Source organism: Nocardia sp. NPDC058705 (assembly GCF_042749305.1).
In the GTDB taxonomy this organism is placed as follows: Bacteria; Actinomycetota; Actinomycetes; order Mycobacteriales; family Mycobacteriaceae; genus Nocardia.
In genome coordinates this window covers 184,001-207,152 of sequence record NZ_JBHYRN010000006.1, presented here as the reverse complement: position 1 = coordinate 207,152, position 23,152 = coordinate 184,001, and the positions used below count along the sequence as shown (strand labels likewise).

Sequence of the window (23,152 nt, the reverse complement as noted above, 5' to 3'; positions counted from 1 at the left end):
AATGCCACGCAGCCTCAAGAAGGGCCCGTTCGTCGACGACCACCTCCTCGCGAAGGTGGACGTCCAGAACGAAAAGGGCACGAAGCAGGTCATCAAGACCTGGTCGCGTCGCTCGACCATCATCCCCGATTTCATCGGCCACACTTTCGCCGTCCACGACGGTCGCAAGCATGTCCCGGTGTTCATTTCGGACAACATGGTCGGACACAAGCTCGGTGAGTTCGCGCCGACCAGGACGTTCAAGAGCCACGTCAAGGACGACCGGAAGAGCAAGCGGCGATGACTGAAACCAATACCGAAACGGTTCAGAACCCGACTGCACGCGCTACCGCCAAGCACGTTCGGGTCACCCCGATGAAGGCCCGTCGCGTCGTGGACCTGGTCCGCGGCAAGAGCGTCGAGGACGCGCTGGCCATCCTGCGGTTCGCACCGCAGGCTGCCAGCGAGCCCGTGGCCAAGGTCGTGGCTTCGGCCGCGGCGAACGCCGAGAACAACCTCGGCCTCAACCCGGCCACCTTGGTCGTTTCGACTGCATTTGTCGACGAGGGTGCCACCATGAAGCGTTTCCAGCCGCGGGCCCAGGGTCGTGCGTTCCGGATTCGTAAGCGCACCAGCCACATCACCATCGAGGTCGAGAGCGTGCCCACCACCGGCGCTGCCACTCGTAGCCGCCGGAAGGGAGGGGCAAAGTAAATGGGACAGAAAATTAACCCCCATGGCTTCCGCCTCGGTATCACCACCGACTGGAAGTCGCGTTGGTACGCGGACAAGCAGTACGCGGAATACGTGAAGGAAGACGTTCAGATCCGCAAGCTCCTGGCCACTGGCATGGAGCGTGCAGGTATCTCGAAGGTCGAGATCGAGCGCACCCGTGATCGTGTCCGTGTGGATATCTTCACCGCGCGTCCCGGCATCGTGATCGGTCGCCGTGGAGCGGAAGCCGATCGCATCCGTTCCGAGCTGGAGAAGCTCACCAAGAAGCAGGTTCAGCTCAACATCCTCGAGGTCAAGAACCCCGAATCGGATGCGCAGCTGGTTGCTCAGGGTGTTGCCGAGCAGCTGTCCAACCGTGTGGCGTTCCGTCGTGCGATGCGTAAGGCCATTCAGTCGGCCATGCGTTCGCCGAACGTCAAGGGCATCCGCGTGCAGTGCTCGGGCCGCCTCGGTGGCGCCGAAATGTCGCGCTCGGAGTTCTACCGTGAAGGTCGCGTTCCGCTGCACACGCTGCGTGCGGACATCGACTACGGCCTCTACGAGGCCAAGACCACCTTCGGTCGCATCGGTGTGAAGGTCTGGATCTACAAGGGTGACATCGTCGGTGGTCGTCGTGAGGTGACCGCTGCCGCTGCTGCTGCTCCGGATCGCCAGCGTCGCGAGCGTCCGAGCCGCCCCCGTCGGTCCGGCGCCACTGGCACCACCGCGACCAGCACCGAGGTCGGTCGCGCCGCCACTGCAGTGGCGGAGGCTCCGGCAGAGAACAAGGAGGGCTGACGCATGCTGATGCCCCGTCGCGTCAAGCACCGCAAGCAGCACCACCCCGGTCGCTCGGGTATGGCCAAGGGCGGCACCGCGGTGGCCTTCGGTGAGTACGGCATCCAGGCTCTCGAGCCCGCCTACGTCACCAACCGTCAGATCGAGTCGGCACGTATTGCGATGACCCGCCACATCAAGCGTGGCGGCAAGATCTGGATCAACATCTACCCCGATCGTCCGCTCACGAAGAAGCCGGCCGAAACCCGCATGGGTTCCGGTAAGGGTTCGCCGGAGTGGTGGGTCGCGAACGTGAAGCCCGGTCGGGTCATGTTCGAGATGTCTTACCCCAACGAGGAGACCGCTCGTGAGGCCCTGCGCCGCGCGATGCACAAGCTCCCGATGAAATGCAGGATCGTGACCAGGGAGGAGCAGTTCTGATGGCTACAGAAACACCGGCCGCAGAGCTCCGTGAGCTCAACGAAGAAGAGCTCGTGGCCAAACTGCGCGAGTCGAAGGAAGAGCTGTTCAACCTGCGCTTCCAGATGGCGACGGGTCAGCTCGACAACAACCGTCGACTGCGCGTCGTCCGCCACGAGATCGCGCGCATTTACACGGTCATGCGTGAGCGCGAGCTCGGCCTGGCCACGGCGCCCGCTGGCAAGGGAGATGCGGCATGAGCGAGAACACCACAGAGCGCAACAGCCGCAAGGTTCGCAGCGGCTACGTTGTCTCGGACAAGATGAACAAGACGATCGTCGTCGAGCTGGAAGACCGTCACCGGCACAAGCTCTACGGCAAGATCATTCGCACCACCTCCAAGGTGAAGGCGCATGACGAGAACGAGATCGCCCACGTCGGCGACCACGTTCAGCTGATGGAGACTCGTCCGCTGTCGGCCACCAAGCGCTGGCGTCTGGTCGAGGTCCTGGAGAAGGCCAAGTAAGGTCCCTCCTCGATCCATCGAGATCGTTTTCTGCGAAGGCCCGTTTCCCCCTGTGGGAGACGGGCCTTCGTCGTTGGGTTACGAGGTAGGTCTCGCGGTCTGGCACCTACGACGGTCTCGTCGGCATACATGAAGGCCCGCCTCCCCGTGTTTCGAGGGCGGCGGGCCTTTGCTGTGTGAGGCTCGGTCAGCCGGTGAAGGCGTAGGGCTGGCGGATCTTGTGGGCGAATTCGACGATATTGGTGACGGTGCTGCTGGGGACGCCGACTTCGCTGCCGATGCTGTGGGTCGGCCAGGATTGATCGGTGAGTTCGAGGATCTCTTCGATCTGGCTGAGGGTCAGGCGCAGCGGGCTGCGGTGGGCGATCTGGCGGGCCAGGGCGCGGACCTCGGTGTCTTCGTCGAAGTCGAAGTCGGGGGCCGGGAAATCGTCCTCGTCTTCCTCGGGGGCATCAGCGTCGACGGGGTCGGCTATTGCGGAGGGCTTGTCGAAGGCGGCAGCGGGGGCAGAGCCGGACGTTGTCGGCTGCGTGGTGGCCAGTGTCGGCTCAGGTGACGGGGTTTCGATGGGGTGATCGACCCGGCTGGCGGCGGTCGGGTCGACCCGGCTGCGGGTCGGGGCTGTGACGGTGGGTGCGGTCCGCTCGGGCGCTGGGGCTGCGACGGCGGAGTCAGTCCGCTCGGGGGCTGGGGCTGTGACGGTGGTGGCGGTACGTTCGGGGGCAGAAGCCGGGCCGGTGAGGTCGGGGCGCTCGGTGGGTGCAGGCTCCGGTTGTAGGACCAGTTGCTCGGCGGGTTCGGCGGTGAGTGTCAGCTGCTCCGGTTCCGCGGCGGGAGGCTGTGGATCATTGTGTACCGCGACCGGATCGGTGCTCGTTGAGGTTTCGCCATCAGGGTCACGGGCGACGGTGCCGGCGTGCATCGTCGCCTCGGGAACCGGGTCGGTACCGGTCGCTTCGCCGGCGGGGGAGTGCGCGGCGGTGGTGACCGGTATTCGCCGCAAGATCGAGGCGGCCCCGTTGGTCCGGGTGGCGTGCTCGGTGCCGTTGCGACGATGGTCGGCCGCCGCCTTGTGGATGAGTTCGAGAGTGCCGGGCGCGCTCGGCTTGTCGGCGGAGGGGCGGCGCAGGGTGTGCGGGTAGGCGCGCTCGGCCGCCGACGCTGCTAGCCCGTCGGCTGCTGCGACCAGCGGCGCCACGCTCGGTGCCGAGGCATCGCGAACTACCGGCTCCGAGACGATCGACAGGTCGAGCGATTCGGCAGGCTCGCGTTCGGCGGAGTTCGGCTGCGCATCGGCCTTGCGATCGGCGGCGTTTTTCTGAGCAGAAGCGGCGACGGTCTCGGACACCATTTCGGCTGCGGGGACACTCGATTCGTTGCCGCCTGCATCAGACTCCGTGTTTGCGGCGGCGGATGCCAGGGTCTCGCGCGGGATGTGTGCCGGAGCGGTGGGGCCGACCGTAGCGAGCTCGGTCAGCGGCGATCGGAGTTCGGGGGCAATGCCGTTCATCACCGTGTGGGCGTGCGCTTGCCTATCGTCGCCGAGCGAATCGGCCTGCCTCTGCGAGAAGGCAGGGACCCGTTCGGCGGTGGAATAGGCGGTGTCGCCGGGCAATTCGACCGATGCACTTTCGATCAACATTGCGTACCGGGCCGACACCCAGGCGTGCAGCCAGATGACCACACCGACCATTACCGGAGCGATGGCGAATTCGGCTGCGCGGCCGAAGGATCCGGCGGCGAGGTGGGGGCCTGCGTTGAGGGCGATGGTCGTGCCGAGGAGGGCGAGTTCGAACACGATCACTTTGCCGCGCTCGAGTTCGCGGCCCCAGCGGGCAGCGGTGGTGGCGGTGACCATGATGACGATGATCGGGATCGAGATCATCGCCTCGATGCCGTAGCTGAGCCAGTAGAGCGGATCGCTCATGTCCCCACTGGGGACAAGATTGCGCTGCACGTTCACACCGGCCCACACCATGCCGAGGACGACGACACCGATCAGCGCCCGCGAGGACCATTCCGACCGCCGGTACAACTGGGCCAGGCGCGCATCGGCGCTCGATACCCGACGCCGCGCGGCCAAGGCTTTGCGATGCCAGCGCGCGTCGGCTTCGTCGGTGCGGCGGATCAGGGCGTTGGTGCGACGGTCGCGTTGCTCGGCGGCGAGTTCATCGCCAACCGCACGGCGGCGTTGTTTGCGCCGCTGCGTGCGAATCCATTCGGCCAGTTCCCGTTCGGCGCGGATCTCGTTGTCGGAGAGCGCGTCGTAGAGGGCGGTGTCGTGCTGCAGGGGCAGCTTGTCGCGGGCCGTCGCGACCTGCTGGGCAAGCGCCGTGATCTCGGTGTTCGGCGCGATGGCGGCATTCTCGCTCAACCGATCGTCGGACATACCGCGCCTTCCGCCACTCGAACATATGGACTATCGAACATATGTGTGATTGCCAGAGAGCGTAAACGGCGACTCCGCCCGGGTCAATGATTTGGCGGCCGGCGCCGCGATCGCGGCCCTTCGGGCCCTGATTCTTCGCTCCCGGCGGGTGCCCCCTTCGTCACAGGAATGACGGGTCAGCTCCAACCCCGGGACCCTCCGGTCAGTCCAGAATCGGGCGGGCCGCGAGAACTGGATCCCGGGTGCGGCAGGCGGTTCAGCTATCGGGCTCGCCGTCGACAAGCCGCTTTTCGTAAGCCGCGCGCCTCGACGAGTTGGAAACCGCTGCAACCTGATTCGGTACGGTGCGCCGCAACACGATGTCGCGCAACCACTGTGGCAGTGCTCCGGCCAGACCGACAAGTGGTCCGAGATGCGCGGGCAAGGTCACCTCGAATCGTGGTCGTGCAACCGCATCGAGCACCGCCGCGGCGACATCGCGAGGTTGCAGCAATTGTGCTGCACCCGTGGAGGTTCCGGCCGCGAGCTCGGTATCGACCACGCCCGGCATGATCGCGGTCAACTGCACACCACTGCCACGCAATTCCTCACGCACCGCGGTCAGATAACCCAGCACGCCGTGTTTGGTCGCGGCATAGGTCGCTTCGCCGGCGGGGGAGAGCTTGGACGCGATCGAGGCGATGGTGACGATGTGCCCACGCCCGCGTGTCCGCATCGTGGGCGCCGCCAGGCGCACCCCGCGAATCACCCCGTGCAGATTCACCGCGAGCATCCGCGCCGTCGCACTGTCGGGTTCGGCGTCGAACGCCCCGACCCACATCACTCCGGCATTGTTGACGAGCACATCGACCGGCCCGAGGATCGCCTCGGCGACAGCGAGAAAATCGTGAAACGACCGCTCATCGGTGACATCGAGCTCGCACCCGTGCACGGTTCCCGGCAGCCGGGCCGCGGCATCGCGCGCCGCGTTCCCCGACAGGTCCCCGAGGCATACCCGGGCCCCCGCCTCCGCGAACTGCCGCGCGATCTCCAGCCCGATCCCAGCGGCCCCGCCGGTCACCGCGACGACCCGTCCAGTATGCGTTCGCGTCATGCGGAAATGCCCCCTCGAGAGACCGCTATGTCTGACTTACCGTCCAGTCACAAATTGCCCGCCAGTATTCCACGCAACCACACCCCACGATAGGCGAGCAGGCACCGTTTCTGGACAAATGATCACCATGCCGTGGTGGCGTTCTGTGAGTCTGAATCCCTGCCTGAGGGCATGGTGATCGACTGACCAGCGCGGGTCGGTCAGCGCAGGGCAGTGTGCCAGACGAGGGCGGCGGCGAGGGCGCCTGCTCCGTTGAGCGACCAGTGCAGGGCGATGGGGGCGAGCAGGCTGCCGCTGCGGCGGCGCAGCCAGGTGAAGACGACGCCCGCCGCGGCGGTGGCTGCGACGGCGAGGGTGATGCCGATGATCTGGCCGAGTAGGCCGCCGCCGACAATGCTGGACAGGCCCTTGTTGCCGGAAGTGAGGCCGAACGAGGACGCGATGTGCCAGAGGCCGAACATCAACGACCCGGCCGCGAACAGTCCGCGGACGCCGAGGACTCGATCCAAAGTCCCGTGCAGCACGCCACGGAACGCGAGCTCTTCGGGGATCACGGTCTGCAGCGGGATGACGATCATCGACGCGATCAGCGCGCCGGAAATCGTCGCGTAGCGGTCGGCGAGGAAGAACGGCCTGGTCAGCGGCAACAACGCGCCGATCGCAACCGCGGTCACCACGATCCCGACAGCGCCGAGTGCATATACCGTCCCGCGCTTCCAGTGCCTGGGTGACAGCCCGAGTTCGGCCCAGCCGAGGCCACGCTGACGCATCAGCGCCAAGAGCGCGATCGCCGCGACGGGCACGACAACGATATTGGCCCAGGCCGTAGTGAAGTGCGCGATCAGATTGGTCCCGGCCAGCACAACGACAACCACCGCGATATCGATGTAGGCATGCAGCTTCGGCCGGGATTCGGCAAGGGCGACGGACACCCGACCGAGTGTACGGAATTATCACGAAAAGGAAACGGTCCGGTGAATGCGGGACAATCGGCCGACCCCAGTGTTGAGCGGCCAGGAATCACCCCATCAAGATCGATAGGCGCAAACAGGCTGTGAGCTACTCGACAGCCGATCCGGACCATCCGGCCATATCGGTCCACGCCTGCAACGTGCGCCGCGTCTCGAATCGCCTCGGCTCCCCGCTGATCGGGTCGGTGAATTCGAGCGACGCCGCCAGCAATTGCAACGGCCGCGTGTAATCGTCGACCGATTTGTCGGTGATCTCCGGATAGAAATCGTCGCCGAGAATCGGCACGCCGAGCCCGTTCATGTGCAGACGCAGCTGATGGGTTCGTCCCGTGTGCGGGCGCAGCAGGTAGCGTCCGAGCCCGTCGCGGTGCTCGACCAACTCCACCTCGGTCTCGGCATTGGGCTCGCCGTCCACCTCGAAAGCGGCGAGCACCTGCTTCTCCTTGATGATCCGGCTGCGCACCGTCCGCGGCAGCTCGAGCGCGGGATCGTAGGGCGCGATGGCCTCGTACTCCTTGCGCACGGTCTTGCGATGGAACATCGTCTGGTAGGCACCGCGCCGCGCCGGATTCACCACGAACAGCAGCAGGCCCGCGGTGGCCCGGTCCAGTCGGTGGGCCGGGATCAAGTCGGGCAGTTCGAGGTCGTTGCGCAGCCGCACCAGCGCGGTTTGGAGGATGTGCTGACCGCGCGGGATGGTCGCGAGGAAGTGCGGCTTGTCGATCACGAGGATGTCGTCGTCGCGGTGCACGATGCCGATCTCGAACGGCACCTCGGCCTCGACGGGCAGGTCGCGGTGGAACCACACGGCCCCGCCCGGCACGTACGGCGCGTCCGGTGTGAGGGGACCTTCCAGATCTACGATCTCGCCCGCCACCAGCATCGCGTCGATCCGGGACGGGTCCACCCGGGGCAGCCGCTCGACGAGGTGGTCGCGCACGGTCGCCCACTGCCCGTCTTCGGGGAGTCGGAGTCGAGCGGGATCCAGGCCGTGCCGTTTCGGCAGCGGCGGCTGCTGCCTACGTCGCATAGGAGCAGTGTTGTCGGCCGTCGGGGGCCAGGTGTTCGCGGCCCCCTCCTGGCCCATCGCCGGGCTCGTCGGAGGCAGCTGGTTCAGGCCCGCGAGTGGGTTCGTCGCCGGGCTTTTCGGAGGCTGCAGGTTCAGGCCGCGCGTGTGGCCAGTCCGGGATAGTCGATGATCAGACCCGACTCGTCGTAGTCCAGGGTGGCGCGGAAGTCGAAGTCGGGCGCGCGGTAGTCGTAGCGCTGCCCGGTCCCGTCGACGACCCGGCGATAGTGCTGCGGTAATCGGGCTGCTGCGAGATCGGCGGCCCGTACATACACCGCGGGCGCGTCGGCGGCATCCCCGACAGCGAGCCCGAGGCGATGCACCGGCAGCGCATTGGTGAACGCCGACGCCTCGAGGTCGATATCGAGACACCCGTCGAGCTCGGGCGCGGGCGTCCCGTCGACCTGCCAGCGCCCCAACCCGTCCGACTGCAGTGTCACCGCCCGCCTGCCCGCGGGATAGCGCCCGACGATGTGCGCCGACCGCGTATGCCAACTCCCGTCGAGCCGCAGCCGATAGTCGATCGCCCAGACTTCGGCGTCCTCGACCGCTGTCACGCATCCTTCGATGAGAACTCCGCGTGCGTCGTCGCGGAAATATGTCACTTCGAATCCGGTACGGGCGTCCCGATGTAACCAGGCGGCCGAAGATGGCAGGGGAGTGAACATGGCAAACGCATTCCCTGAATTCGACTTCTCAATCGTTACCCGGCGCGCTGATCGAGCACCATCAGTTTCGCTTCGACGAGAACCTGACGCGCGCGCCGCCGCACCCGGCAGAGATCCACACTGCATTCCAGATGTATCTGCATCGCCCGATGTGCCTGTTCGGGCGAGAGCTTTCCCGGATCGGAATGACAGTCGGCAATGGCTGAAATGATTGACGTGACAAACATTTTCGTTCTCCCACCGCTAAAAGAGATCAAGAGGTACGGAGGAAATTACGCGGAGGAATTACGAATTGCCGACGGGTTGACTGGTAGTTCACACAACCTTCCCCGACAGGCCACAACCGTTCAACTTAGGCTAACCTATCCTTGCGGATTTGCCGCGGACAGGTTCGAGAGGCGAGAACGATATGACGGTGCAGTTAGCGCCGCCGCCGGGGGCGGAGTCGGGGAACCGGCTGCCCAAGGCAGCAGCGAAAGCGCAGAAGCAGCGGGAAGCGCTGGCGCGCAAGGAGATTCTGGCACCGGTATCGGGGATGCTCACGGTGGCGAGCCTGCTCGTGGCCCTCGCGTCGGTCTGCTCGGTGGTCCCGTTCCTGTTGATCGTGGCGGCCTGCCGTGAACTGCTGAACACCCCGGTCGACACCGACCGCGTGTGGTGGCTGTTCGGCGCGGCCGTGATCGTGCTGGTGGCGCGAGCGCTACTGCAGGCCGTCGCGCTGACGTGGTCGCACGCGGTCGACGCCGGCTACCAGCTCACCCTGCGCCGACTGCTCGCCGACAAGCTCACCCGCGTACCGCTCGGCTGGTTCGGCGAGCGCAGTTCCGGCGAAGTCAAGAACTACCTGCGCGACGATGTCGAGGCCCTGCACTACCTGGTCGCGCACGCCCGCCTCGAATTCGTCGGCGCACTGGTGGTTCCGGTGGTCACCATCGGCTATCTGGTCACCGTCGACTGGCGGCTCAGTCTGGTGCTGCTGGTTCCGCTGATCGCCTACTTCGTGCTGTTCGGCAAGATCATGGACCGCGACGGTCGCGACCGGCTCGCGGTCTACACCCGCTGGGAGCGTCGCACCGCCGAGGCGACCATCGAGTTCGTCGACGGCATCCAGGTGGTGCGCGCGTTCGGGCAGGCGGGCAAGGCGCACAAGGAGTTCCAGGATTCGGTCGACGGCCAGGTCAACGCCGCGCATCGGATGAAGATGCCGATCATTCGCGTGCAGTCGGCCTCCGACATCGTGGTGATGCCGGTGTTCGTCATGTTGGTGGTGGTGCTCGGCGGGCTCGCCGGTGTCGGCCTCGGCTGGGTGGATCCCCTCGATATGTTGCCGTTCCTGCTGGTGGGACTGGGTATCGGCAGCTCGCTGCTCGGCCTCGGTTACGGTTCACAGGCCCTGCGTGCCGGAGGTGCCGCCGCACTGCGTCTGCACGAACTGATGCAGACACCGGAACTGGAAACCGCCTCCTCCGAGGCGACCGCCAAGACCGGGATCGTCCGATTCGAGGGCGTCGAATTCGCTTACCGCACCGGCCATGACGTGCTGCGCGGCATCGACCTCGAACTCAACCCCGGCACGATCACCGCGCTGGTCGGCCCGAGCGGTTCCGGCAAGTCGACCCTGGCAAAACTGCTGCCCCGCTTCTACGACGTCGGCGCGGGCCGAATCACCATCGACGGCCGCGATATTCGCGCGTTCTCCAGCGAAGAGCTGTACCGCAGTGTCGGATTCGTCTTCCAGGATGTTCGCCTCATCCGTGGTTCGATGCGCGAAAACCTCCTGCTCGCGCGCCCAGGCGCGGATGACGACGCCATCGAGCGCGCGGCCGTAGCGGCCCAGATCCACGACCGGATCCTGGCCCTGCCCCGCGGCTACGACTCCGAGATCGGCGTCGACGCGACCCTGTCCGGCGGTGAAGCACAGCGTCTTTCGATCGCCAGGGCACTGCTGGCCGACACCCCGGTCCTCGTCCTCGACGAGGCCACCGCCTTCGCCGATCCCGAATCCGAGGCCGCGGTCCAGGACGCATTGGCCGCCCTGGTGGCCGGGCGCACGGTCCTGGTGATCGCGCACCGGCTGCACACCATCACCGGTGTCGACCGAATCCTGGTGCTGGACAACGGCACCATCGTCGAACAGGGCACGCACCCCGAGTTGCGCGGCGCGGGCGGGCTGTACCAGCAGCTGTGGGAGATCAACGAAGCCGCGCTCGGCACGCTCGCCCTGGTGGAGGAAACACGATGATTCGCAAGGTTTTCCGCCTCGTCCCCGACGAGTTCGCCCCGCTGATCCCGCGCCTGCTCACGGTGATCGTGCTGCAGGCGGTGTTCCAGGCCATCGCCTACCTGCTGCTGGTCCCCGTGCTGGAAGCGCTGTTCGACAACAACCTGAGCGGCGCCTGGCTGTGGGCGCTCGGCATGACCGCCGCCGTGGCGGGCGTGGTCGTCTTCGGTTACCTGCAGGCCGTGATCGGACTGCGCATCGGCCTCGGCATGCAGCGCGGTTTGCAGACCCGCCTCGGTGATCAGCTGAACGCGTTGCCGCTCGGCTGGTTCGAAGATCGCGACGCGGGCCCGCTCTCGCGCGTGATGGTCGAGCACGTGCGCGAGATGCAGGGTCTCATCGCCTACCTGCTCACCAAGGTGCTCACCGGCATCATCGTGCCGCTGGTCGTCGCGATCGGCATGCTGTTCATCGACTGGCGGATCGGGGTGGCGATGTTGCTCGCCGCGCCGGTGCTCTACCTGGTCAACAATCTCGCGAACCGCGCCTACACCGGTGCTGACGCGCGCCTGCACGCCGCCGCGGCCGAAGCCGATTCGCGGGTCGTCGAATTCGCGCAGGCGCAGCCCGTGCTGCGGGCCTTCGGTGCCGTCGGTACCGGCAACAAGAAGCTGGAATCAGCACTGGTGCAGCAACGTTCGGCCGTACTGAAGATGATGGTCGCGACGGTCCCGGGCCTGATCGTGTTCGCACTGTTCGTGCAGGCCGTGTTCCTGGTGCTGGCCTACATCGCGGTCGTGCAGGTGACCGACGGCTCCGTCTCGGCCGCCGCCGCGATCGCGCTGATCGCGGTGAGCGCGCGCTTCATCGAACCGGTGAACCAGGCCGCCCAACTGGGCACCGCCCTGCGCTCGGCCGCCTCGGCCGCGGATCGCATCACCGACCTGCTCGCCGAGCAGCCGCTGCCCAGCCCCACCGAGCCGGTCGCGCCCGGTGCGCCCGCGGTGGTCTTCGAGGACGTGAGCTTCGGCTACCGCCCCGGCGAATCAGTCCTGTCCGACCTCACCTTCACCGTCCCGGCGGGCACCACCACCGCCATCGTCGGACCGAGCGGCTCGGGCAAGACGACCCTGCTCCGCCTGGCCGCCCGCTTCTACGATGTGGACTCCGGCGTGGTCTCGGTCGGCGAACACGATGTGCGCCAACAACCTTCGGACACCCTCCTGGACCAGCTCGCCCTGGTCTTCCAGAATGTCTACCTGTTCAACCGCTCGGTCGCCGACAACATCCGCATCGGCAAGCCTGACGCCACCGACGCCGACCTGCACCGCGCAGCCGAAGCGGCCAGGGTCGACGAGATCGTCGAACGCTTGCCCGACGGTTTCGACACCACCGTCGGTGAAGGCGGCACCTCGCTGTCCGGCGGTGAACGTCAACGGGTTTCGATCGCCCGCGCCCTGCTCAAGGACGCCCCCATCGTCCTGCTCGACGAGGCGACCAGCGCCCTCGACCCGCACAGCGAAGCCGTGGTGGTCCGCGGCATTCACGAACTGACCAGGGACAAAACGGTTCTCGTCGTGGCGCACCGTCTCTCGACGATCGCCCACGCCGACCAGATCCTGTTCCTGGACTCGGGCCGCATCACCGAACGCGGCACGCACGCAGAGCTTCTCGCCCTCGACGGCCGCTACGCCGCCTTCTGGAACGAGCGTGAACGGGCTTCCGGCTGGCGCTTGCAGCCTGCGTGAAACCGAGGCCTCGGCGGTGCCACAACACCGCCGAGGCCTTGCTCACTGCTGGTAGGTGGACAGGAATTCGCCGATCCTGCCGATGATCTGGTCGAGATCATCGGCCTGCGGCAACGTCACGATGCGGAAGTGGTCAGGCGTCGGCCAGTTGAACCCCGTGCCCTGCACCACGTGAATCTTGGTGGCCAGCAACAGATCCAGCACGAACTTCTCGTCGTTGTCGATCCGGTACGTAGCCCGATCCAGCTTGGGGAACGCGTACAGCGCCCCCTTGGGCTTCACGCACGACACCCCGGGAATCGCGTTCAAAGCAGTCCACGCCCGATCGCGCTGTTCGAGTAGTCGCCCGCCGGGCAGCGTGAGTTCGTGAATACTCTGATGCCCACCCAGGGCCGCCTGAACAGCCTGCTGCGCAGGCACATTCGCGCACAGCCGCAACCCGGCCAGCATCGTCAAGCCTTCGAGGTAGCTCTCGGCATGCCGGGTCGGACCGGAAACGGCAAGCCAACCGGAGCGGAAACCGGCCAGCCGATACGCCTTCGACAACCCGTTGAACGTCAAACACAGCAGGTCGGGCGCGAGCGAGGCCGTGGCGGTGTGGGTCACGTCGTCGTAGAGGATCTTGTCGTAGATCTCGTCGGAGCAGACGATCAGATTGTGCTGGCGAGCCAGCTCCAGCATCTGCTCGAGCACCTCGTTCGGATACACCGCGCCCGTCGGATTGTTCGGATTGATGATCACGATGGCCCGGGTGCGGTCGGTGATCTTGGCGGCGATATCGGCGATGTCGGGATACCAGTCGGCGCTCTCGTCGCACCGGTAGTGCACCGCCCTGCCCCCGTTGAGGTGCACCGCGGCGGTCCACAGCGGGAAATCCGGTGCGGGAACAAGGACTTCGTCACCGTTCTCGATCAGCGCGGTCATCGCCATCATGATCAGCTCGGACGCGCCGTTGCCGAGGAAGACGTTCTCGACATCGAGACCGTCCACCCCGCGCCCCTCGTAGTACTGCACCACCGCGCGCCGAGCGGGCAGCAACCCCTTCGACGTCACATACCCCGACGACATCGGCAGATTGGCGATCACATCGCGCAACAGCTCCGACGGCGCGTCGAAGCCGAACGGTAGCGGGTTACCGGTGTTGAGCTTGATCACTCGGTGACCCTCGGCCTCCAGCCGAGCGGCGTGCTCGGATATCGGGCCGCGGATCTCATAGGAAACATTCGCGAGCTTGCTCGACTGTTTGAACTGCATGTCGGCTCCCACCGTGATACGGACGGAGCTCGCCACAGTACTCGCCGGGAGCGCGCCCCCGCACGCGAGTTTCAGAAGCCGCGCAAGCGGTGCGGGGCGATCCGGATCGGCACCGAGTACGCCTCGAAGAATTCCGACTCGGTCATTTTGATATCGACGAAGCCTTTGGTGTATTTCCGTGCGTAGTGGGCGATTTCGTCCTTGGTGGGCGGTTCGTCCACGCGTGCGGTGCCGGTGAAGACCGCCACCTCGTCGCCGGTCTCGGTGGCGTTGAAGTTCAGCGAGACCCGCGGGTTGTTCGCGATGTGGCGCAGCTTCTTCGCCTTGGGCATGGTGAAGATGAGGAACTCGTCGTTCTCCCAGTGGAACCACACCGGGTTCGGCTGCGGGGTGGTGTCCGCGCCGACGGTGGTCAACCAGATCACGGTTTCGGAGGCCAGGCGCTTACCGACTTCTTCGCCGAAGGGGGTGGCGGCATCGAGAATGGACACTGTGTACTCCTCGCAGGTAGGGGACACTTCCGCCCTCTACCTTTGCCGAAAACAGGCCGCCGCGCCACCCGCGCTCACTTCCAGTAGGCCTGCGCCTTGATCGCGGTCTTGGGCAGGGTGTGCTGGGCTTTGAGCGTTTTCACGATCGAGCGGGTGGTGTGGCCGCAGCAGGCCACCCACGCGAAAGCGTCTGCGGGGCAGGTGATTTCCTGCGCGGCCTCGCGCAGTAGGCGGCCGTCGTCGACGCGCTGGAGCCAGGTGACCTGGTGGTGAGGCTTGTTGTTGACCGGGATGGTCTGGTCGGACTCGTGCTGCCATTCCAGCCAGACGCGCGCGGGAGTGTCGCCGATGGAGTCGAGCAGCGAGTTGATCGCGGGCAGGGAGGCGGTGTCGCCGAAGACCACGTACTCGCTCGGCGACTGCTCGGGGAGCTGGAAGTCCGAGCCGAGCACGGTGGCATCGAGGGGGTCGCCCGGCTTGGCGGAGCGGGCCCAGTCGGCGGCGGGGCCGTCGTGCAGGGCGAAGTCGATGGCCACGGTGTCTTCGGCCGGGTTCTGGGCGACCAGGGTGAAGCCGCGGTGGTGCAGCTTGTCGCTGTTCGCCTCCGGGATCCACAGCCGGACCCACTGGGTCGGATGCACCGGGTGGTCGGCGAGCAAGCCGCCCGCGGTGAAACCGATGCGTACGAATTTGTCGGTGATCTGCTCGGAAGACGTGACCGTCAGCCGGTAGTCAGCACCACCCCACGCCTTGCAGATGAGTCCGTTGAATCCTTTGCCCATGGCGTTAGGTTAGCCTAACGCAACCCGCCTGTCTGCAGCGGTGGCAAATTAAGGTAAGCCTGTGCAAATATTAGCGCGTGCGTGGAAGAGTGGAGCAAGAACCGGTGCAAACCCTCCTGGTAGTCGGGGCCGGGCCGAAAGCCCTTGCGGTAGCGGCTAAATCGCACGTTCTGCGCTCGCTCGGCCTGCCCGCGCCCCGTGTTGTCGTGGTCGAGGCGCACGCCGTCGGCGGAAACTGGCTGCCCACCGGCGGCTGGACCGACGGACAGCACCGCCTCGGCACCAGTCCCGAGAAGGACATCGGCTTCCCGTACCACTCCACCTGGGCGCGCGGACGCAACCGCGACATCGACCACGCGATGGCCGCCTTCAGTTGGACCACCTTCCTGATCGAACACGGCACCTACGCCGAGTGGATCGACCGCGGCAGGCCGAGCCCGCAGCACCACGTGTGGGCCAAGTACCTGCAGTGGGTCGCGAAATCCATCGAGCTCGAGTTGGTCCTCGGCCGCGTGGAGCGGATCAGCCACAGCGACCAGTGGCAGGTCGAGGTGGTCGACGCCGACGGCGCACGCACCGAACTCACCGCCGACGGCCTGATGATCACCGGCCCCGGCCGCAGCAGTCGCGCCCTCGCCGACCATCCGCGCGTGCTCAGCATCGCCGACTTCTGGGACCTCGCGGGAAAGCGCGCCCTGCCCGCCGCCTCGCGCGCCGCGGTGATCGGCGGCGGCGAGACCGGCGGCTCAGCGCTCGACGAACTGGTACGCCACGAGATGCTCACCATCTCGGTGATCTCCCCCCTGGCGACCCTCTACACCCGTGGCGAAAGCTTCTTCGAGAACTCGCTGTTCAGCGATCCGGTGAAGTGGGCGGCACTGAGCGTGCAGGAACGTCGTGACGTGATCCGGCGCACCGACCGCGGGGTGTTCTCGGTGCGCGTGCAGGAAAGTCTGTTGGGCGACAACCGCGTTCACCACCTGCAGGGCCGGGTCACCAAGATCGTCCCGCAGGGCGAATCGCTGGCCCTGACATTGAGCAACGAGCTGCGCGCGGACCAGGTGCACAATTTCGACCTGGTGGTGGACGCGACCGGCGGTCAGCCGCTGTGGTTCCTGGACCTGTTCGACCAGCGGACCGCCGACCAGCTCGAACTCGCCGTCGGCGGGGCGCTCACGCAGCCACGGATCGAATCGTCGATCGGCTACGACCTGGCCGTCACCGGGCTTGCGGGCAAGCTCTACCTGCCCAATATGGCCGCGATGGCGCAGGGGCCCGGGTTCCCGAATCTCAGTTGCCTCGGCGAACTCTCGGATCGGGTGTTGCAGACGGTGCCCGCCAGGGCGCGGGCCGCCGCACTCGCCCGCTGAGTCCGGCGTAATCGTACAAACGCGCCGAAATAATCAGAAAACTGATTCTGTGAAGGCGAATTGGGCGATTACGCCAGTCGGTCAGACGACCGGGAGATCGGCGGGAGTGCGGGGGAACGCGTGCAGCGCGATCCGGCGGTCGGGCCGAACGTCGATCTCGGCGAGCCGATGGAACCCGATCTTGGCCAGGCTGCGCTCGATCGCCTTGTTGCGGTAGTCCGGGTCGCCCATCACGCGGCGGCAACTGGGGTCGGCGGCGAAGACGGCGGCGTTCAACGTCGACATCCACGCGGTGATGATGCCCTTGCCGATCACCGCGGTCTCGGCGGTAGCGATGTGGTAGCCGATGTCGCCGGGGTCGCTGTCGTAGAAGGCGCCGATCTCGTCCTTGGCGGCGCGGTAGAACTCGAGGTAGGCGATTTCGCGCACACCCAGTTCCGGCTGACCGAGGACGGCGAAGTCCATGCTGAGAAAGCAAGGGCGGGAATAGTTTCCGGCGAGCTGGGCGCGGAAGTTCTCGCGACGACGTTCGGCGTCCCAGTCCTGCTCCCAGGCCTCGAGCAGGTGCGGGCGGGCCATCCATTCGGCCATGAGTTCGGGGTCGGTGCCGTCGGGGTCGGCCACACGTAGCGAGAAAGGTGCCGCGAAAACTGGCAGTATGGGTGCGGGTGCGGCAGCTACCTCGGCGGGCAGGTCGGTCCGCTCGCGGGGCAGTGCGCTGGGGGTCCCGGCGGGATTCATCTGCTCGGTGCTCCGTTCAATAAACCTTGGTTCAATCGTAACCTTGGTCACCTCGACTGGTAAGGCTAGCCTATACTAATGGGTTGGTGTTACTGTTGCCCGACCGATCGCCCGGTAATAGCCGGGCTACCCGAAGGACCGGGTCGGATTCGGATGCAACAGGATTCGCCCAGGTCCCGGCCGTTTGTGCCGGGCGGGCCCGTGCGTGAGCGCGGTGTTGGACAAGTGCGAAACGGTAGCGCAGCTGTGTGCGGCCGGTGAGGGAGAGCGTCATGGCAAGAGAACTCGGCTGGATCAGGCAATTCCAAGCTCCCAGGACCGATTCCCTACCGCCCCTGATCGTCTTCCCGCACGCGGGCGCGGGCGCGTCGGCCTACCGGGTGTTCGCCAAGCGGATGGCAGCCGATTTCGACACCACCATCGTGCAGTACCCCGGCCGCCAGGACCGCGCGCGCGAAGCCGCCGCCGAGACGCTGCCCGAGCTGGCCGCAGGCGCTTTCGAAGCCTTCCGTACTTCGGCTCACCACACCGGCGCCCCGCTGACCGTCTTCGGCCACAGCATGGGCTCCATCGTCGCGTTCGAATTCGCCCGGCTGGCAGAGGCTGCCGGGTTGACTGTGCGTTTGCTGGTGGTGTCGGCGGCGGCCGCGCCACAGCGGATCGCCGAGCTCCCCGGTCATCCCACCGAGGACGACGAATTGCTCGACCACATGGCCGCGCTCAACGGCACCGGCAGCGATGTGATGGCCAGCCGCGAGGTGATGCGAATGGCGCTGCCCGTACTCAAGGCCGACTACCGCGCCTTCGACGCCTACTCGTGCGGCACCGAGGTGCGGATCTCCGCGCCCGTGCTGGTGCTCGGTGGCGACGACGACCCGTTCGTCGGCCCGCGTGATCTCCACAGCTGGGAGCAGAGCACCACCGCCGAGATCGAGGTCAACCTGTTCGACGGCGGCCACTTCTACATCGACGACAACATCGACGGCATCGCCGAGGCGCTCGTGGGCCAGGCGCTCGCTCGATGAGCATTGATCCCATTGTGATCGTCGGGATGGGCATCGAAGCCCCCGGCGGTATCGAGAACCTGCCCGATTTCTGGTCCGCGCTGGTCTCCGGCCGCGAGCTGATCGGGCCGTTCCCGCGCGACCGTGACTGGCCGCTCGACGAGCTGTTCGCGCTCGGCAGACTCGACGGGTGGGCCACGGTCCGTGACCGAGGTGGCTTCCTCGACGGCGCCGCCGAGTTCGACGCGCAGTTCTTCGGCATCACCCCGCGTGAAGCCGTGGCGATGGATCCCCAGCAGCGGGTCGCCATGCGGGTGGCCTGGCGGGCACTCGAGCATGCCGGTCTGAATCCTGGTGCGCTGGACGGTGATTCGGCCGGGGTCTGGATGGGCGTCTCGATGATCGAGTACGGGCCGCGAGCCGGTTCGGTGCACGAGCACAGCGGTTATCGCGCCACCGGCACCGCGCTCGGTGCGGTGGCAGGCCGGATCTCGCACGGGCTCGGCCTGACCGGGCCGTCGATCAGCGTGGATACCGCGTGCGCGTCGTCGCTGACCGCCGTGCACCAGGCCGCCTCGGCGATCCGTGCGGGGGAGTGCGACTGGGCGTTGGCCGGCGGCGTGTGCGTGATGGGTTCGCCGGGTGCGTTCTACGAGTTCTCCAAGAACAATGCACTCGCCACCGACGGCCACTGCCGTTCCTACGCTGCCGACCCGACCGGCACCCTCTGGGGTGAAGGTGCGGGAGTCATTGTGCTGGAACGGGAATCGCGGGCGAAGGCGCTCGGCCACCGAATCTACGGGCAGCTGCTCGGCTCGCGGGTCAACCACAACGGTGCGGGTGCGCCGCTGGCGGTGCCGAGTTCGGCCGCCCAGCAGCGGCTGATCGAATCCACCGTCGCAGCCGCGGGCGTCAGTGCCGACGACATCGGTCTGATCGAAGGGCACGGCACTGGTACCGCAGTCGGCGATCCGCTCGAATTGGCCGCACTGGCAGCGATTTACGGCCATCCCGACCGGGCTGACGGCCCGCTGCTCGGTTCGGTGAAGTCCAATATCGGTCACGCCCAGGCGGCCTCGGGGATGCTCGGGCTGATCAAGGTACTGCTGTGCGGTGCGCACGGTGTGGTCGCACCGAGCCTGTGGGCCGACCAGCCGACCACCGAGATCGACTGGGACGCAACCAGTCTGCGGCTCGCCGCCGAACTGACCGACTGGGCACCGCGCGCGGACGGCCTGCGCTACGCCGCGGTCTCGTCGTTCGGTGTCGCGGGAACCAATGCGCACGCCATCGTCGGCCTGCCGGTGCTGGAGGAAATCGATCATGGCTGAGTACCGCTTACCGGACGGCAGTGTTCCCGTCCTGCTGTCCTCCGACAGTGTCGATGGGTTGCGTGCCGAGGCCGCCGCGCTGCGCGACTACCTCACCGCGTACCCTTCCGTGACATCGGAACGCTTGGCGGACATGCTGTTCCGCACGCGCACACCCCGCCGTCGCCGCGCGCTGATCTTGGCGCCACCGACATACGCCCGCGGCGCCGCTGACCTGAGTACCGCAACTGCCGACGCGGTGAACGGGGTGCCGGCCGATCTGTCCACAGTCGCAGCGGCTGGCACCGCCGGCCGTACACCGACTCGACTGAGCTCGGCTGGCACCGGACAGCATCGCGAACCTGCTGTCGCCGGTGCGGGTTTCGGGTCGAAGCCTGATCCTGCGGCTGCCGCGCCGATCACCAATTCGGGTGGGAGCGCGAACGAGCTGTGGTCCGCGCTCGACGCGGTCGCCAACGGTGTCGAGCACGCCCTGGTCGTGCACGGGGATACTCCGGCGAGCGCTCGCCGCATCGGCTTCGTTTTCCCCGGTCAGGGCAGTCAGCGGCCAGGGATGGGCGCGCTGTTCTACGCGCAGTCGCAGGCCTACCGCGATGTCGTCGACGAATGCGCCGCTCTGCACCTGGAGCGTTTCGGCCACTCGCAGCCGCTGCACTATCTGCTCGGCAATGAAGGCCAGTTCGAGGACACGGTGTGGGAAGTGCAGCCCGCGTTGATGTTTCACATGACCGGCCTGGCCGCGCTGTGGCGGGCCGCCGGCGTCGACCCGCACGCGACGATCGGCCACAGCCAGGGTGAGCTCGCCGCCAGCGTGGTCGCGGGCGTCATGACCGTGCGCGATGCGATGCTCGCGGTGACCCACCGTGCCCGCATGGTCGAGCGCATTTCCCCCCGCGGCTACTCGATGGCCGTGCTCGGGATGGACCGCGACACTGTCGAGGCACTGCTGGCCCGCCACTCCGGGTGGGCCGAGCTGTCGGTGATCAATTCCCCGCACATCCTGGCTATTTCCGGCGACCGCGAGACCATCGTCGACCTCGTCGACACCGCGACCGCACGCGGCCAGTTCGCACGCGAGATCCGCGTCGCCTACCCCGCGCACACCTCGATCGTGGCCGAATTGCGTTCCGATTTCATCGAGATGCTCGGTGACGAGATGAGCCGGAAGAACTTCGTCGAGTCCGAGATCACCTGCTACGGAGCGACTCTCGGCGTCCCGATCACCTCCGACCTCACCCACCGGGACTACTGGTACTTGAACCTGCGCAACCGCGTGCGCTTCGACCGCGCGGTCGTCGGCGCGGGCACTGACGGCGTCGACCTGCTCATCGAGATCGCCGAGCACCCGGTGCTGCAACTGGCCCTCCAGGAAAACCTCGGCCTCGTCCCGACCCGTCCCGGCATGCCCGCACGCGACTTCCGCGTCCTCGGCACCTCGCTGCGCACCGCGAACGACCTGTCCGAGTTCACCCGCAATCTCGCCCAGGTCGCCGTCCTCGACAGCGACTACCGCTGGGACGCACTGCGAGTCGACGACACCGTCACCCTCCCGCTGCGCGACTTCCCGCACACGATCACCAACCCGAAGCGCCTCTGGGCACCGATGGGCGCCAACGAAACTCCGGCAGAGCTCGCTGTCACCACACCGAAACCCCAACGGCTGGTGGAACAGTGGACCCCGCTGCAGCGCCGTTCGCTCACCGCACCCCGCAGCCTGCTCATCGTCGACCACACCGGCGAATGTGGCGACCTTGCCGCCGCTCTCGTCACCGCAGCCGACCGGCACGGCGCCGAAGCGCGGGTAGTCGGTCCACGGGACTTCGGTGCCGAGACCTCCGCACCTCACCTGCGCATCGTCGGCGAGCAGGTGTCCGGAACAGATATCGCCGACAGTGACAGCGGAAGCAGAACGGGAGCCGACCAACTCTCCGCTGACGCCGTGGTCATCCTGCTCCCCTCGGGCATCGACGACGACAGCGCCTCAGCGATAGCGTCGCTGAGCTCGTTCTATGCCGAACGTGCATGGGCCCCCGCGCTTTCCGCGCTGTCTCCCGGTGGTGAGTGCTGGTTGTTGACCACCGGCGGCGAGTCCGTGCACGACAGCGATCCGATCCTCGGGCTGTTCCAGGCGGGTGTCGCCGCTGGATTCCGCAGTGTCGGTATCGAACATCCCGGCATCCTGTTCCGGCATCTCGACCTGGCCGCGAACGAATCCGCTCCCGCGCAGGCCGCCAAGATCGTCGGTGCGGTGCATTCCAGCGGTGAGGCCGAGCTCGCGCTGCGGTCGGGCAAGCTCTTCGTCAAGCGCCTGGTCGTCGATGCGACCAGTGAAACCGGTTCGCTCGGAACAGATCTCGATCACGTGGTGATCGTGGGCGGCACCGGTCAGCTGGGTCTGCGGTTCGCCGACCACCTGGCGCGCACGGGCGCGGGCCGGGTCACGCTGCTGAGCCGCAGTGGTGAGACCGAGGCGCTGGCGCCGGAACTGGCGCGGCTGCGTGGCCTCGGTGCGACCGAGATCGTGGTGCGGTCCTGTGATGTGAGCGAGATCGAGGGCGCGAAGGCCTTCGGTACCGAGATCGCCGATCGCCCAGTGGATCTGGTGATTCATGCTGCGGTCAACTACGTCGACGCCGAACTCGATCAGATCACCGCCGACGCCGTGAACACCGCCGCCGCCGCGAAACTGCGCGGTCTCGACAACCTGATCGACACCGTCCCGCTGACCGTCGACTGCCGGGTCCTGCTGTGCTCCTCGATCGCGGCGACGCTCGGCGGACGCGGACAGATCCTGTACGCGGTGACCAACCGCATGCTGGATGTGGCGGCCCGCAGGATGCGCGCCCGTGGCATCGCCGCCGCCAGCCTGCAGTGGGGGCTGTGGAGCGTGGCCGGTCCGCTCGATGACGCCGGGTTCGCCCGGGTCGAAGAGGCAGGCGTGTTCCCGATGGTGCCCGCCGACGCGATCGAGGCCGGGCTCGCCGCGCCGGTCCGCGACGGCATGATCGTCGCCGCCGACTGGGACTTCCTGCGCGAGGTGCTCGGGGCGTTCGGCCAGGGCGGTGTGCTCACGGGGCTCGAATCCGCCACGCCGCGGAACCCCGGCGGTTCCGGTGTCACTACCGGCGTGCGCTCCGGACCAGGAGTCGGCGCCTCTGACACATCGGGCCTCCATATGTCGGCTTCGGGCGGGACGAATCCTGGCGCGAGCGGCACACGATCGGGCGCCGACGTGCCGGCGTCGGACGGGGCGAACTGCGGGACGAGCAGTACGCGATCGAACTCCGGCGCGATGGGATCGACCGCTGGGCAAGCGGGGGGCGCGCTCCAAGGCCACCCGACCGGTGGCGAGGACAGCATCTCGCTCGACTTGCGCGTGCGTACCGAACTGCTCAAAGTGATCGGCGGCGACAGTGCCGAATCCATCGACGCCACCATGCCTTTGGTCGCACTCGGCCTGGATTCCTTGCAGGCCTTGGACTTCCGCAAGCGCGTGAAGGCCGAACTGGATCGCGATCTCCCGGTCGCGGCGATTCTCGGCGGCGCATCGCTCGACGATGTCGTGCTGCTCATGGCACGCAACACCAACCAGGGCTGAGGGGCC

Annotated in this window: 21 protein-coding genes; 12 read left to right on the top strand and 9 right to left on the bottom strand. The window is 66.9% G+C overall.

What is annotated here, in order from left to right; all coding sequences use genetic code 11:
• Position 1 precedes the first annotated feature (1 nt).
• Genes rpsS through rpsQ form a run of 6 tightly spaced genes read left to right on the top strand, consistent with a single transcriptional unit; the run spans position 2 to position 2,416 of the window.
• Positions 2-283 carry a 30S ribosomal protein S19 gene (rpsS, locus tag ACFW6D_RS11305; RefSeq protein WP_056818481.1) on the top strand — a complete coding sequence of 94 codons (282 nt, stop codon included), beginning with the start codon at positions 2-4 and terminating at the stop codon, positions 281-283.
• A complete protein-coding gene (gene rplV / locus ACFW6D_RS11300; protein ID WP_379327121.1) occupies positions 280-693 on the top strand; it encodes a 50S ribosomal protein L22 in 414 nt (137 codons plus the stop codon). Before rpsS ends, rplV begins: the two co-directional genes overlap by 4 nt.
• Positions 694-1,491: a 30S ribosomal protein S3 gene (gene rpsC, locus ACFW6D_RS11295; RefSeq protein ID WP_379327119.1), complete on the top strand. Its 798-nt coding sequence runs from the start codon at positions 694-696 to the stop codon at positions 1,489-1,491.
• A 3-nt stretch (positions 1,492-1,494) separates the two neighbouring features.
• Positions 1,495-1,911 carry a 50S ribosomal protein L16 gene (gene rplP, locus ACFW6D_RS11290; RefSeq protein WP_056818475.1) on the top strand — a complete coding sequence of 139 codons (417 nt, stop codon included), beginning with the start codon at positions 1,495-1,497 and terminating at the stop codon, positions 1,909-1,911.
• Positions 1,911-2,150: a 50S ribosomal protein L29 gene (rpmC, locus tag ACFW6D_RS11285; protein ID WP_378598401.1), complete on the top strand. Its 240-nt coding sequence runs from the start codon at positions 1,911-1,913 to the stop codon at positions 2,148-2,150. Before rplP ends, rpmC begins: the two co-directional genes overlap by 1 nt.
• Entirely contained in the window at positions 2,147-2,416 is a 270-nt protein-coding gene (gene rpsQ / locus ACFW6D_RS11280; protein ID WP_101464453.1) for a 30S ribosomal protein S17, read from the top strand. Before rpmC ends, rpsQ begins: the two co-directional genes overlap by 4 nt.
• Before the next feature lie 187 nt (positions 2,417-2,603).
• Here rpsQ and ACFW6D_RS11275 read toward each other — a convergent pair whose 3' ends face one another.
• The 5 genes from ACFW6D_RS11275 to ACFW6D_RS11255 all read right to left on the bottom strand — a co-directional run bounded on the left by ACFW6D_RS11275 (position 2,604) and on the right by ACFW6D_RS11255 (position 8,606).
• Complete coding sequence (locus tag ACFW6D_RS11275) at positions 2,604-4,805, bottom strand: hypothetical protein (RefSeq protein WP_379327117.1); 2,202 nt, start codon at positions 4,803-4,805, stop codon at positions 2,604-2,606.
• Between the two features lie 256 nt (positions 4,806-5,061).
• Positions 5,062-5,898, bottom strand: coding sequence for an SDR family oxidoreductase (locus ACFW6D_RS11270; protein WP_379327115.1), 837 nt, complete (start codon positions 5,896-5,898; stop codon positions 5,062-5,064).
• 200 nt (positions 5,899-6,098) lie between these two features.
• A complete protein-coding gene (locus ACFW6D_RS11265; protein ID WP_379327113.1) occupies positions 6,099-6,830 on the bottom strand; it encodes a type II CAAX prenyl endopeptidase Rce1 family protein in 732 nt (243 codons plus the stop codon).
• Positions 6,831-6,957: 127 nt separating this feature from the next.
• The gene (locus ACFW6D_RS11260) at positions 6,958-7,899 is read right to left on the bottom strand and encodes an RluA family pseudouridine synthase (RefSeq protein ID WP_379327111.1); all 942 of its coding nucleotides are present in this window, start codon (positions 7,897-7,899) and stop codon (positions 6,958-6,960) included.
• A gap of 131 nt (positions 7,900-8,030) precedes the next feature.
• Entirely contained in the window at positions 8,031-8,606 is a 576-nt protein-coding gene (locus tag ACFW6D_RS11255) for a putative glycolipid-binding domain-containing protein (protein ID WP_379327109.1), read from the bottom strand.
• Between the two features lie 409 nt (positions 8,607-9,015).
• Between ACFW6D_RS11255 and ACFW6D_RS11250 the strand changes: the two genes are divergently transcribed.
• Together ACFW6D_RS11250 and ACFW6D_RS11245 are read left to right on the top strand one after the other, a co-directional pair.
• Positions 9,016-10,848 carry an ABC transporter ATP-binding protein gene (locus ACFW6D_RS11250; RefSeq protein WP_379327107.1) on the top strand — a complete coding sequence of 611 codons (1,833 nt, stop codon included), beginning with the start codon at positions 9,016-9,018 and terminating at the stop codon, positions 10,846-10,848.
• On the top strand, positions 10,845-12,575 hold the full coding sequence (locus ACFW6D_RS11245) for an ABC transporter ATP-binding protein (RefSeq protein ID WP_379327105.1): 1,731 nt from the start codon (positions 10,845-10,847) through the stop codon (positions 12,573-12,575). The genes ACFW6D_RS11250 and ACFW6D_RS11245 overlap by 4 nt, the downstream gene beginning before the upstream one ends.
• A 42-nt stretch (positions 12,576-12,617) precedes the next feature.
• Here ACFW6D_RS11245 and ACFW6D_RS11240 read toward each other — a convergent pair whose 3' ends face one another.
• The 3 genes from ACFW6D_RS11240 to ACFW6D_RS11230 form a co-directional block, all read right to left on the bottom strand.
• Entirely contained in the window at positions 12,618-13,829 is a 1,212-nt protein-coding gene (locus ACFW6D_RS11240; RefSeq protein WP_379327103.1) for a pyridoxal phosphate-dependent aminotransferase, read from the bottom strand.
• Between the two features lie 71 nt (positions 13,830-13,900).
• Positions 13,901-14,320 (bottom strand): TIGR03667 family PPOX class F420-dependent oxidoreductase, encoded by a 420-nt coding sequence (locus ACFW6D_RS11235; RefSeq protein WP_379327101.1) that lies wholly within the window; start codon positions 14,318-14,320, stop codon positions 13,901-13,903.
• Between the two features lie 74 nt (positions 14,321-14,394).
• A complete protein-coding gene (locus ACFW6D_RS11230) occupies positions 14,395-15,102 on the bottom strand; it encodes a siderophore-interacting protein (protein WP_379327099.1) in 708 nt (235 codons plus the stop codon).
• Positions 15,103-15,206: 104 nt separating this feature from the next.
• Between ACFW6D_RS11230 and ACFW6D_RS11225 the strand changes: the two genes are divergently transcribed.
• Positions 15,207-16,472: a SidA/IucD/PvdA family monooxygenase gene (locus tag ACFW6D_RS11225; protein WP_379327097.1), complete on the top strand. Its 1,266-nt coding sequence runs from the start codon at positions 15,207-15,209 to the stop codon at positions 16,470-16,472.
• A gap of 81 nt (positions 16,473-16,553) precedes the next feature.
• On the opposite strand, the gene ACFW6D_RS11220 is transcribed toward ACFW6D_RS11225, so the two are convergent.
• Complete coding sequence (locus ACFW6D_RS11220) at positions 16,554-17,213, bottom strand: GNAT family N-acetyltransferase (protein WP_379327095.1); 660 nt, start codon at positions 17,211-17,213, stop codon at positions 16,554-16,556.
• 272 nt (positions 17,214-17,485) lie between these two features.
• On the opposite strand from ACFW6D_RS11220, the gene ACFW6D_RS11215 reads away from it, so the two are divergent.
• From ACFW6D_RS11215 to nbtC, 3 genes are read left to right on the top strand one after another with little or no spacing between them, the layout of a single operon-like run.
• Positions 17,486-18,238: a thioesterase II family protein gene (locus tag ACFW6D_RS11215; RefSeq protein ID WP_379327093.1), complete on the top strand. Its 753-nt coding sequence runs from the start codon at positions 17,486-17,488 to the stop codon at positions 18,236-18,238.
• Positions 18,235-19,548 carry a polyketide synthase gene (locus tag ACFW6D_RS11210; protein WP_379327091.1) on the top strand — a complete coding sequence of 438 codons (1,314 nt, stop codon included), beginning with the start codon at positions 18,235-18,237 and terminating at the stop codon, positions 19,546-19,548. Before ACFW6D_RS11215 ends, ACFW6D_RS11210 begins: the two co-directional genes overlap by 4 nt.
• Positions 19,541-23,146 (top strand): nocobactin polyketide synthase NbtC, encoded by a 3,606-nt coding sequence (gene nbtC, locus ACFW6D_RS11205; protein ID WP_379327089.1) that lies wholly within the window; start codon positions 19,541-19,543, stop codon positions 23,144-23,146. The genes ACFW6D_RS11210 and nbtC overlap by 8 nt, the downstream gene beginning before the upstream one ends.
• The last annotated feature ends 6 nt before the right edge of the window (positions 23,147-23,152 follow it).